The sequence below is a fragment of the Pararcticibacter amylolyticus genome (assembly GCF_003130405.1).
Taxonomy (GTDB): Bacteria; Bacteroidota; Bacteroidia; order Sphingobacteriales; family Sphingobacteriaceae; genus Arcticibacter; species Arcticibacter amylolyticus.
This window is the reverse complement of the sequence record NZ_QEAS01000023.1, coordinates 1-12,791: the sequence shown is the minus strand read 5'-3', so window position 1 is coordinate 12,791 and position 12,791 is coordinate 1. Positions and strand designations below refer to the sequence as shown.

5 protein-coding genes are annotated in these 12,791 nt (G+C 45.9%); 4 read left to right on the top strand and 1 reads right to left on the bottom strand.

Annotated features, from left to right (window positions below; genetic code table 11):
* The first annotated feature begins 211 nt into the window (after positions 1-211).
* From DDR33_RS21480 to DDR33_RS21470, 3 genes are all read left to right on the top strand, one after another.
* A complete protein-coding gene (locus DDR33_RS21480) occupies positions 212-1,045 on the top strand; it encodes an SMP-30/gluconolactonase/LRE family protein (RefSeq protein WP_109417867.1) in 834 nt (277 codons plus the stop codon).
* A 237-nt stretch (positions 1,046-1,282) separates the two neighbouring features.
* Positions 1,283-2,359: a ribosome small subunit-dependent GTPase A gene (gene rsgA, locus DDR33_RS21475; protein ID WP_109417866.1), complete on the top strand. Its 1,077-nt coding sequence runs from the start codon at positions 1,283-1,285 to the stop codon at positions 2,357-2,359.
* A 222-nt stretch (positions 2,360-2,581) separates the two neighbouring features.
* Positions 2,582-3,541, top strand: coding sequence for a bifunctional helix-turn-helix transcriptional regulator/GNAT family N-acetyltransferase (locus DDR33_RS21470; RefSeq protein WP_109417865.1), 960 nt, complete (start codon positions 2,582-2,584; stop codon positions 3,539-3,541).
* Positions 3,542-3,784: 243 nt separating this feature from the next.
* On the opposite strand, the gene DDR33_RS21465 is transcribed toward DDR33_RS21470, so the two are convergent.
* A complete protein-coding gene (locus DDR33_RS21465) occupies positions 3,785-4,843 on the bottom strand; it encodes a hypothetical protein (protein WP_109417864.1) in 1,059 nt (352 codons plus the stop codon).
* A gap of 383 nt (positions 4,844-5,226) precedes the next feature.
* Between DDR33_RS21465 and DDR33_RS21460 the strand changes: the two genes are divergently transcribed.
* Positions 5,227-12,791, top strand: a 7,565-nt coding sequence (locus tag DDR33_RS21460) for an RCC1 domain-containing protein (RefSeq protein ID WP_109417863.1), incomplete at its 3' end; no start/stop codon positions are given.

Sequence of the window (12,791 nt, the reverse complement as noted above, 5' to 3'; positions counted from 1 at the left end):
GATACCGGAAGCCAAACGTTTCCTTACTGAAATAATATTCATCCTCTTCAAATATGGCCTTTTTTTTGAATTTGAAAAGCCTTTTCGTCGTGCACAGAATTTTTTTATAATTTTATCCCTAAGCATCCTCATGTTTATGCTGTTGTTAGTCAATGCTTAAAGTTGAGGTACCTGCCGGTTAACTTATTATAAACCTGAATAAACCAGAGAAATGAATAGGATAGTTCTGACAGCTGTGATCATGTTAAACGCAATTGTAAGTTTTTCACAGAATCTCTCGCTGAAATGGGAAACGGATACTTTGTTCTTAAAGCCTGAATCTGCATTATACAATCCGGTTGACAAGGTGATTTATATCTCAAATATTAATGGAGATTACCTGGCCAGAGACGGGAACGGATTTATCTCCAAAATAGACCCCGACGGAAAGATTGAAGATCTGAAGTGGTGTACGGGACTGGATAACCCGCAGGGATTGGGATTTTTCCGTGGTAATTTATACGTTGCTGATATAGATAGAGTTGTAAGGATAAATGTGAAGGAATCAAGGATTGAGAAAGAGTTTAAAATAGAGGGAGCGCAGTTTTTGAATGACATCACGATTGATAAAAATGGAGATATCTATGTCTCCGACTGCCGGAAAAATAAAATATACAGAATATCAGATGAAGTAGTGAAACTTTGGTCGGATGATCCGGGCTTGTCGACCCCTAACGGTCTGCTTTGTACCGATAAAAATTTGTTCATTTTAAATATGGGACGGGGCGATGTTTTCATTGGAGACAAAGCGGGTAAACAACTGACCTTGTTCTGCGAAGGCATTAAGAACTGCGATGGGATTGTCAGCGATGGAAAAGATGGTTATTTTATCTCTGGTGCCTGGCAGGGACAGATCTTTCACCTGAATGCAAAAGGTGAAAAAAGGCTGGTACTGGACTTAGGGGAGAAAAAGATCATCACCGCTGACATAGAGTTTATCCCGGAGCATAAATTATTGATCATTCCCACCCTGGATAAAACGGTACTGGCTTATAAGTGGGAGTAACTGTTTTTGTTATTCGTATTTAGAACGATTTCCGTAGCTTTGTCTCATGTTAAAGACTTCACGTAAATCGGATTTGGTGTAGTAAACAATCTGTACATCCTGTATAGATTGTCCTTTCGTTTGCTCCCGGAAAATTCTATCCGGAGCTGATTTTCATTTTATAGATTTTGACTTTTTGAACCTGCGTGCAGTTGCAGAAGCATCATTATGCTTTGCTGTACGCAACACTTTAAAATAATGAACAACGAATTTAAAGCTACCATTGATTTGAATTTTTATGGCTGGAATAACATGCTAGACCAGCTGAAACAAGAATCAGAATACAAGGTTTTGCCCCACGGCCGGGTGAGTATAGTCCATCGGACTTGCTATGAAGTGATTTCCGGAAATGGGCTGTTTCAATGCGAACTTGCCGGAAACATGATATATGGAAAGCCGGACTTTGAATTGCCTTGTACAGGCGATTGGGTGATCTTTCAACCATTCGACGGCAACAAAGGAATTATTGTTGGGATGCTGCCCCGTGAACGTACCTTGTGCCGTAGGAAAAGCGGAACAGTTGCCGACAAACAAGTCATTGCTTCGTATGTAGATAAGGCGTTTATTGTTCAAAGCCTTGATGATAACTTCAATGTTCGCAGAGCCGAGCGTTTAATGATTCAGATACTGGCAGAAAATATCCGGCCTGTTTTGGTTCTTAATAAAGCCGATTTAGATTTTGATGAACGGAAGGTTAAAAAGCAACTCGGCCACATTGCCCGTCAAATGCCGGTCTTTTTCACCAGTGTTCTTTATCCCGGGAAGATTCTTAAATTAAGAGAATCCATAGCAGAAGGAGAAACGGTAGTATTTGTGGGTTCTTCGGGTGTAGGGAAAAGTTCTCTGGTTAATGCGCTTTGCGAAAAATCGTTATTACTCACCTCTGGCATCAGCCAATCAACCGGAAAAGGACGGCATACTTCTACCCGTCGGGAAATGGTATTGATGGAGGGCTCGGGGATTCTGATTGATACTCCGGGTGTGCGCGAATTTGGTCTGGCTGTTGGCAATCCCGGATCTGTTAATGAAATATTGGATCTTTCTGACTATGCAGAATCATGCCGGTTTAAGGATTGCGGGCATATCAGCGAACCTGGCTGTGCTGTTTTAAAGGCGGTACAAGACGGAATAATAGAACGGAAAGTATATGAGAGCTACCTGAAACTTCGGCGTGAAGCCTTGCTTTTTTCCTCTTCTGAGCATGAAAAGCGCAGAAGAGATAAATCTTTTTCAAAAATAGTAGAAGAGGTGAAGAGACATAAGGCGAACCCTTAAGGCTGCCCTGGCAGTGCAGGTATTCTTTGAAAAGAATATCTGCACTGGTTCTTCTGAAATCCGGGCGGCGGTGTCCGCATCTTTACAGATGACAAAAAGAAAGTCACAAACACTGTAACTGTAAACGCATATTTTCAGAAAGATGGAACAGCATGATGAATTTCTCCTGATAATCTAAAATTATTTTTCTATTATTGCATAACTAGTTATGTAATTGGCTATATGAATCTGTTTGAAAAGACCGGCAAGATGGCATTAGGAAGCCGCTTGCGTTTGTTTACAGCACGTATTACTGAAGATGCTGCGAAAATATATGAGCTCTATGATGTTGATCTTGTGCCGAAATGGTTTCCCGTATTCTTTGTTCTTTCGGAGGACGGAGAAAACACCGTTACTGAGATAGCCAGTCAGATAGGGCATTCGCAGCCATCTGTGAGCAAAATTGTAAAAGAGATGACTGCCGGCGGCCTGGTTAAGGAAAATATGAAGTCTTCGGATAAACGCAGGACGGTTGTGGCTTTGACAAAAAAGGGCAGAGCCATATCTGAAAGGCTCAGGATACAGTGTTTGGATGTCGACGCCGTTATTGACAGTATTATTTCCGAAGCCCGTTCGAATCTTTGGGAAGCGCTGGAAGAATGGGAATACCTTTTGGATCAGAAATCTTTGCTTAACCGGGTACAGGAACAGCGAAAGCAAAGAGAGGGCAGGGAGATAGAGATTGTGGAATACCATGAAAAATATCAGGAGGCCTTTAAAGCACTGAATGAAGAATGGATCTCTAAATACTTTGTAATAGAAGATACCGACCGTAAGGCGCTGGACAATCCGAAATCCTACATATTGGATAACGGGGGCAGGATATTCGTGGCTTTATACAAAGGTCAGCCTGTCGGGGTATGCTCATTGATAAAGATGAATGATCCGGATTACGACTACGAATTAGCCAAAATGGCTGTGTCTCCTGCAATGCAGGGGAAAAACATCGGCTGGCTGCTCGGACAAACTGCCCTTGCCGCCGCCCGGGAGTTGGGTGCTTCCAAGTTATACCTGGAAAGCAACACTTTGTTGAAACCTGCGATAAACCTGTATCATAAACTAGGGTTTAAAAAAGTATTTGGCCGGGCAACGCCTTATGCGCGTGCCAATATTCAGATGGAATTAAGCCTGGGCGAAGATTAATTTTATCTGGCTGCTGGAAATGGCAGCATAAAGCGATTTTTAAGGTGCTGTTGAGGCCCTCGTGCGGAACGGGCCGGGACCGCTGGTGAGCTTGTTCGACACTCGGCCGAGCCCTCGTGCGGACAGCTTCGGCAAAAAGGTACAAAAGTGCACCTTTTCGGGTGAAGGTGAGTGGCAGAGGGCTGCACTACGATTACTAAAGCATAAATTTACTGAAAAATATCTTCATGAAGTCTGATTGATCTATTGATTCGGTTTGATTCGATACATTTTTGAGGCATCCGGGGCATAAAGTGCAAAGCCGGAAGGTGAGTGGTAAAATTTAGTACTGATGAGAACGACGGATGACTTTGGTTCCTTAGCTCCATAAAGCCGTGTTTTAAAGCCGTCAGAACGCTCCTTTTCCACTACCAGATCAGGTATACTGAAGTGAAAGGGCTTTTTGTCTATTGTAGTTTTAAAAAATCCGGTTCCACGCCAACCAACTGCTTCTGTGGCCGGAGCACCGCCGCCAATGTTGTGGTAATATTTTATCCGATCTTGCTGATGGAAATATTCCAGTTGCACATCTGTTTGTAAGGTTGGATCATTATCGCCACTTCGGTAAAGATCGTTCTGATAACGCATTGCGCTTTCTGAATCCCTTTCCGACTCGTAGCCAGGTGTTTTTTTCCAAAGCGTGTTCCACTCCCCGCCTTTGCAGTAATAGAGGGCACGGGTGAATACACGATTGTTTACATAAGCGCGTACAAAATGGTATTGACTTTCTCTTGTGGCTTTTTCCCAGGTGGCTTCCAGTTCTGGCCCGGGCATGGAAAAATCTGCATTATATACCCGAAAACGTTTCCTTGTGGTATCGCCATTGAGTGGCCACGAGGTGAAATAAGCTTCCGATTCTTTGGTGGCAACCGTAAAGCTATCGATCAAAACCGTCCAGAACCCGCTGTATTTGACATAAAGAGAATCGGTTATCGTTCCATTTCCGGCGATCTTGTAATATTGGTTATCGCCTTTGCTGGTCTCATCATCTCCGCGTGCGCAATTAATGATAATCTGGTCGTTAACGGATTCATATGCCTTTACCGGATTGGGGGATGCTGACAAGGAAATATTGGTGCTGCAAATTTCTTCTATTGAGAAATCGGTACCTTGATAAGCGGGCGTAACGGGCTGGTAAGCCTGGTAGGGAGACGGTATTTTTTCATCATTGCGCTCATAAACACCGCTGTTTTTCTTCATGATGAACCAAAAGCCAAGCGATGCCAACAATACAATAGCAACAAAAAATATCATCCTTTTCATTAATTAATGAATTACAGACAGATACAACATAATTTAGCTGTCAATCAAGGCCACATTTACCTTTACAAGCAAACAGGCTTGAAAACAAATTTATCATAAATAAATTAACAGCTGCTTTTGTTTGTAATCAGCTCAGATTAATTATTTACGAAAACGCCGCAGTTATATGCAAAATTGGTAACTAGTTAAGATTCCCATGGGCATACTTGTCTGAATAGCAAAGCGATCATCGCTCAGGCACTCCGGTTGATCTGCCAGCATAGGTTTTATAAATATTTATACATACTGAAATAGACCAGAAGGTTTTGACTGTCTGGGTGGTGTAACTTTTATCGTAACATTTCGTAAACAGAAAGGCCGTATTATTAGCCGGTACATCCTTTATGAAACGTTTGTTAACGCTGTTTCTCCTTCTTTCAGCATTGCCTTTTGCTTCGGTACTCGGGCAGATAACAGTTTATTCCTGGGGATTGGCTCCGGGCACTGGCTCCAGTCAGGCTTATTCTCCTACCAAAATAGGAGCGGACGGTGCATGGGCTGCTTTTGAAACAGGCAGTAACATGTGTGGCGGTATTAAGACGGACGGATCTTTATGGACGTGCGGCGCCAATTTTGACGGGCAATTAGGAAACGGGACAACCACCCTGAACTATACCCTGACTCAGGTGGGTACCGAAAAAAATTGGGCTGCAATTTCTGCGGGAACTGCCTATTTCCTCGCGCTAAAGAAGGATGGAACACTATGGGCCTGGGGTGATAATAGCTACGGCCAGCTTGGAGACGGCACGCAGTCAGATCGTTTGGTCCCTACAAAAATTGGAACTGCTACTGACTGGGTAGCTGTAAAGACGGGTCAGTCGAACAGCATGGCCCTGAAGCAGGACGGTACGCTGTATATTTGGGGAGATAATTCGTTTGGCCAGTTAGGAAAAGGAACCAGCGGTTCTACTCCGGCTTTGGTTCCAACTAAATTGAATAATGACACGGACTGGGCCTCTATGGCTTGCGGGATGGCGCATGCAGTTGCGATTAAAAAGAACGGCGAGTTGTGGGCCTGGGGCACTAATATATATGGAAATTTTGGAGACGGCACTACGACTAATTCGTTTGTGCCCAAACGTATTGGCACGGCCCAGGACTGGCAGGCAGTTTCTTTGACCGCACAACATGTTCTTGCCCTAAAAACTAACGGAGATCTTTACAGCTGGGGTGTTAATAGTAAAGGACAATTGGGGGATGGAGGAACCTCCAACCGGTCTTCGCCTTATTTTGTCGGTTCAAATTATAATACAATTGCAGCGGGATTTGAAAATTCATCAGCTACTAAAAAAGATGGTACACTGTACACCTGGGGGGCTGACAACATGGGTACTCTTGCAAATGGAAACTCAACTTATTCTTCAACAGCTTATCGGAATACTCCGGGGCAGATTACTGTAGGAACAGTTAAATTTTCCGGTACTAAATATTACTATGTGTCTGGTCATGCCTGGGTAGTGACCGGCGCTACTGTGCTGTCAATGGCTTCAACGGGGCCATTGGTGACGAATGCTTCATCCGTGAGTTACACCGTAACTTTTGATACACCTGTTACAGGACTTACAACCTCTAATTTTGACCTGGATCCGGCCTCTACAGCTACTGGAGCCTCTGTAGCAAGCGTTACGGCGGTGGCTGGTAATACACAATGGACGGTGGTAGTGAATACTCCATCTGCCACAGGGACTGTAAAGCTCAGGATGAATAACGCTACCGGAGCGAGCCTGAATGTGTTGAATCTGCCGTATAGCAGTACGAATGTATATACTCTGGATAAGACAGCACCGGAGCTGAGCAGCATCATAAGAAATACGCCGGCATCTGCCCTTACCAAAGCTACTTCCGTCATTTACAAAGTGAAATTTAATGAAAGCGTTACGGGGGTAGATGCTACTGACTTTAATACAATGGTTTCGGGAACTACGCCCGGAACTATTACTGTAGCAAATGGAAGTGATGCGTCTGAATACCTCGTGACTGTCCCGGTAACAGGAAATGGAACCTTACAATTAAAATTAAATACAACGGGAACAGGGATAACTGATCTCGGATCGAATGCGTTGAGCAGCACTCTACCCGATGGTGAAGTGTATACTATTGATCAGACCGCACCGACGTCGGTGAGTCTTTCACGGTATAATCCAACGGGTGGGATAACTAATTCAACTTCGCTTGTCTACAAGCTCACTTTCAGTGAAGATGTTTCCGGAGTTGACGCTACAGATTTTTCTGTTACCAAAGCAAGCACCGTTACGGCTGGCGCATTAACGGTAAGTGCCGGCGCCACTGCCGCAGAATATTTTATCACTATTCCGTCGGTAAGTGGTCATGGGTCTTATTATATTACCCTGAATTGGTCGAACGGAATTGCTGACATGGCCGGTAATGCACTTCCTGCCGGAATTTCTAGTCAGACCTACATGATCGATCAGACACCACCTTCTATGATTTCCATAACCAGGTTGGGCCCTTCTCAGCAGAATACCAACTCCAGCAACGTAATTTTTCGTATCAAATTTTCGGAATCTATTTCATCGGTAAACCTCGACGCTTTTACCGCCGTAACCGATGGAACTTTAATTGCAGGAACATTCGTTTTAAGTGGAATAAGCAATACTGAGTATGGTATAAGTGTTCCTGTTACCGGCAGCGGAACGATACGTCTGGATCTTAAACCAGGCACGACTGGTATGGTGGACGATGCAGGTAACCCGCTCCCGGGGGGGTATACAGGAAATGAAACATTTATAGTAGACCGTGATCAACCGGTAGTCACCAGTATTGCCAGGTATAATCCAACTGCAAATTTAACCAATATCAGCCCAGTTATCTACAAAGTTACCTTCAGTGAAAATGTTACCGGGGTAGATGCCGCCGATTTTACTGCTATGGTCGGGACTGGTCTTACAGCCGGAGCATTGTCTGTAAGTAACGGCGATAATGCTGCCGAATACCTGGTCAGCGTTCCGGTAACGGGAAACGGCAACTTGTTACTCGGCCTCAACGGCTCGGGGACAGGTATTGTTGATGCTTTTGGTAACGGGATCTCGGGCGTTTTTGTTTTAGGCGACAGCTACGTGGTTGACCAGACCGCTCCGTCAGTGAGCAGCATAATTCGCAAAACACCTTCGGCTCAGAATACGAATAGCACTTCAGTGACCTACACTGTTACTTTCTCAGAAGCAGTAAGCGGTGTGGATGCGGCTGATTTTACGGCGACTGCTGTATCTGGTACACTGAGCAAAGGAATTCTCAGTATAAATGCCGTTTCTGCCTTAGTTTACAATATAACTGTACCGTCAATCAGTGGTAACGGAACACTTCGCCTGGATTTGAATGCATCCGGTACCGGCATCAGTGATGTGGCTGGCAATGCCATTGCAGCAGGCTTTAACTCTGGTAGTACATATGTCATAGACCAGACATTACCGGCAGTGAGCAGCATTGTCCGCAAAATGCCTGCAGCCCAGAATGCCAATGCGGCTTCAGTAACCTACACAGTAACTTTCTCAGAAGCAGTAAGCGGTGTGGATGCAACGGACTTTACAGCGACTACCGTTTCCGGTTCCATTACTAAGGGAACTTTAACAGCGGCAGCAGTTTCTTCATCGGTTTACGATATAACTGTACCGTCTATCAGTGGTAACGGTACACTTCGCCTGGACCTGAACGCTTCCGGCACCGGAATCAGTGATGCAGCCGGTAACGCGGTTTCTGGTGGTTATACCACTGGTGACACATACCTGATTGACCAGATATTACCGGCAGTGAACAGTATTGTCCGTAAGACACCTTCGGTACAGAACACCAATGCCACTTCGGTGACCTATACAGTAACTTTCTCTGAAGCGGTGAGCGGTGTGGATGCAGCTGATTTTACAGCAACCACTGTATCTGGTACACTGAGCAAAGGAACTTTAACAGCGACAGCCGTTTCTTCATCCGTTTATGACATCACCGTTCCGGCTATCAGCGGTAATGGTACACTTCGTCTGGATTTGAATGCTTCAGGCACAGGAATTAGTGACGCGGCAGGAAATACAATTGCTGCAGGCTTCACGACAGGTAATACATATCTCATTGACCAAAGTCTGCCGGCAGTGAGCAGCATTGTCCGCAAAACACCGTCGGCTCAGAATACGAATGCTACTTCAGTAATATATACAGTAACTTTCTCAGAAGCAGTAACCGGCGTGGATGCAACAGACTTTACAGCTACCACCGCATCGGGAACTGTTAATAAGGGTACACTTAGCATGACTAGCGTCTCTGCATCCGTTTACGACATCACCGTACCAGCTATCAGCGGTAACGGTACACTTCGCCTGGATTTGAATCCTTCTGGTACAGGCATCAGCGATGCGGCTGGTAATATCATTGCAGCAGGCTTTACCTCAGGAGAGACTTATCTCATTGACCAGACATTGCCGGCAGTGACCAGCATTGCCCGCAAGACACCTTCAGCACAGAATACCAATGCCACTTCGGTGACCTATACGGTTGCCTTCTCTGAATCAGTGAGCGGTGTAGATGCGACTGATTTTACAGCTACCACCGCATCGGGAACCGTTAATAAGGGTACGCTTAGCGTAGCTACTGTTTCTTCATCCGTTTACGACATCACCGTACCATCTATCAGCGGTAATGGCACCCTTCGCCTGGACCTGAACGCTTCAGGTACCGGCATCAGCGATGTAGCAGGTAATGCCATTGCAGCTGGCTTTACAACAGGAGAGACTTATCTCATAGACCAGACATTACCGGCAGTGACCAGCATTGTCCGCAAGACGCCTTCAGCACAGAATACCAATTCAACTTCTGTAATATATACAGTCACTTTCTCAGAGCCAGTGAGCGGTGTGGATGCGGATGATTTTACAGCTACTACTGTATCTGGTACACTAAGCAAAGGCACTTTAACAGCGACAGCAGTTTCTTCATCCGTTTATGACATCACCGTTCCGGCTATCATCGGTAATGGTACACTTCGTCTGGATTTGAATGCTTCAGGCACCGGCATCAGCGATGTGGCTGGAAATATCATTGCAGCAGGCTTTACCACAGGAGATACTTATCTCATTGATCAGGCCCTGCCAGTAGTAAGCAGTATTGTCCGCAAGACGCCTTCAGCACAGAATACCAATTCAACTTCCGTAATATATACAGTCACTTTCTCAGAGCCAGTGAGCGGTGTGGATGCAGCTGATTTTACTGCGACTACCGTATCAGGTACATTGAACAAAGGGGCGCTTGGCATCAATGCAGTCTCTTCATCGGTTTACGACATCGTTGTACCGTCTATCAATGGTAACGGCACCCTGCGTCTGGATCTGAATGCCTCAGGTACCGGGATCAGTGATGCGGCTGGCAATGCTATTGCAGCAGGCTTTAACACCGGTAATACTTATCTCATTGATCAGACATTACCGGTAGTAAGCAGCATTGTCCGCAAAACGCCGTCTGCACAGAACACGAACGCTGCTTCGGTAACTTACACAGTAACTTTCTCAGAAGCAGTAAGCGGTGTGGATGCAACAGACTTTACAGCGACTAACGTATCGGGAACGTTGAGCAAGGGTACCCTTAGTATCAGTGCCGCCTCTTCCTCAGTTTACGATGTAACTGTACCAACTATCAGTGGTAACGGCACCCTTCGCCTGGACCTTAATGCTTCTGGTACCGGGATCAGTGATGCAGCTGACAATATCATTGCAGCAGGCTTTACCAGTGGCGATACTTATCTTGTTGATCAAACCCTTCCGATAGTGAGCAGCATTGCGCGTAAGACACCTTCGGCTCAGAATACGAATGCCACTTCAGTTACCTATACAATTACTTTCTCAGAAGCAGTGAGCGGTGTGGATGCAACAGACTTTACAGCTACTACCGTTTCCGGATCCATTACTAAGGGCACTTTAACAGCGACAGCTGTTTCTTCATCCGTTTACGATATCACTGTACCGTCTATCAGTGGTAACGGTACACTTCGTCTGGACCTGAACGCTTCCGGCACCGGAATCAGTGATGCAGCCGGTAACGTGGTTTCCGGAGGTTATACTACTGGTAGTACTTATCTTATTGACCAGACATTACCGGCAGTGAGCAGTATTGTCCGTAAGACGCCTTCGGTACAGAACACCAATGCCACTTCCGTAATATATACAGTCACTTTCTCAGAGCCAGTGAGCGGTGTGGATGCAGCTGATTTTACAGCAACCACTGTATCTGGTACACTGAGCAAAGGAACTTTAACAGCGACAGCTGTTTCTTCATCCGTTTACGACATCACCGTACCGTCTATCAGTGGGAACGGCACCCTTCGCCTGGATCTGAATGCCTCAGGTACCGGGATCAGTGATGCAGCCGGTAATGCCATTGCTGCAGGCTTTAACACTGGTAATACGTATCTCATTGATCAGACATTGCCGGTAGTGAGCAGCATTGTGCGAAAGACACCGTCGGCTCAGAATACGAATGCTACTTCAGTAATATATACAGTAACTTTCTCAGAAGCAGTAACCGGAGTTGACGTAACTGATTTTGCAGCTACTACCGTATCAGGAACATTGAGCAAGGGTACCCTTAGTATCAATGCCGTCTCTTCATCCGTTTACGACATCACCGTACCAGCTATCAGCGGTAACGGAACCCTTCGCCTGGACCTGAAGAACTCAGGAACTGGTATTGTTGATGTCGCCGGTAATGCCATCCCTGCAGGATTTACTGCAGGTAATACGTATCTCGTTGACCAGACATTGCCGGCAGTGACCGGCATTGTCCGCAAGACACCGTCGGCTCAGAATACGAACGCCACTTCAGTAACCTACACAGTCACTTTCTCAGAAGGAGTAAGCGGTGTAGATGCAGCTGATTTTACAGCAACCACTGTATCGGGTACATTGAGCAAAGGAACTCTTAACATCAATGCAGTCTCCTCCTCTGTATACGACGTCACCGTACCGGCTATCAGCGGCGACGGAATCCTTCGCCTGGACGTTAATGCTTCAGGCACCGGGATCATTGATGTATCAGGTAATGCAGTTTCAGGTGGTTATACTGCCGGAGATACTTACCTGGTTGATCAAACCCTGCCGCTAGTGAGCAGCATTGTGCGAAAGACACCGTCGGCTCAGAATACGAATACTACCTCAGTAATATATACAGTCACTTTCTCAGAAGCAGTAAGCGGAGTTGATGCAACTGATTTTACAGCAACTACTGTATCGGGTACATTGAGCCAGGGTACTCCTGGCATCAATGCAGTCTCTTCATCGGTTTACGACATCACTGTACCGTCTATCAGTGGTAACGGAACCCTTCGTCTGGACCTGAATGCTTCAGGTACCGGGATCACCGATGGTTCAGGCAATGTCATTACCGCAGCCTTTAGTACCGGCGAACTCTATACTATTGATCAGGCAAAACCAACGATCAGTATCATCCGTATTGCTTCAGATAACACCAATCCGGAGCTGGCCAAACAAGGCGATATGGTAACGGTCTCTTTCCAGGTCAGCGAAGAACTTGACTTAAATGCTTCAGGAGCCTATCAGATCCAGATCGGCAGCCAGCAGGCTACGGTAGAAGCAGACGCGGTGAACACCACCCCGGAAGCCTTTTGGTATAAAGCCAGTGCGGTGATGAATGCTTCAGAAGCTGCAGATGGAAACGGGAATATTAAGATCGGCATTACTGGTTACAGGGACCTGGTAGGCAACACCGGAGACGCTAAGACTTCTACCACGGATGCCAGCAAGGTTATGCTGGATACCGAGGCTCCTGATAAACCAGTAACACCGGACGCTCCGGGTAACGGCGGTCATGTGAACACGACCACGCCGACGATCAAGGGTGTGACAGAACCCAACGCTACCGTAGAGATCCTCGTAGATGGCGTTAAAGTTGGTGA

What these genes read in the sequence shown, in the direction of transcription:
- DDR33_RS21480 (WP_109417867.1), top strand. Translation starts at nt 212, where the DNA reads ATGAATAGGATAGTTCTGACAGCTGTGATCATGTTAAACGCAATTGTA.
- rsgA (WP_109417866.1), top strand. Translation starts at nt 1,283, where the DNA reads ATGAACAACGAATTTAAAGCTACCATTGATTTGAATTTTTATGGCTGG.
- DDR33_RS21470 (WP_109417865.1), top strand. Translation starts at nt 2,582, where the DNA reads ATGAATCTGTTTGAAAAGACCGGCAAGATGGCATTAGGAAGCCGCTTG.
- DDR33_RS21465 (WP_109417864.1), bottom strand. Translation starts at nt 4,843, where the DNA reads ATGAAAAGGATGATATTTTTTGTTGCTATTGTATTGTTGGCATCGCTT.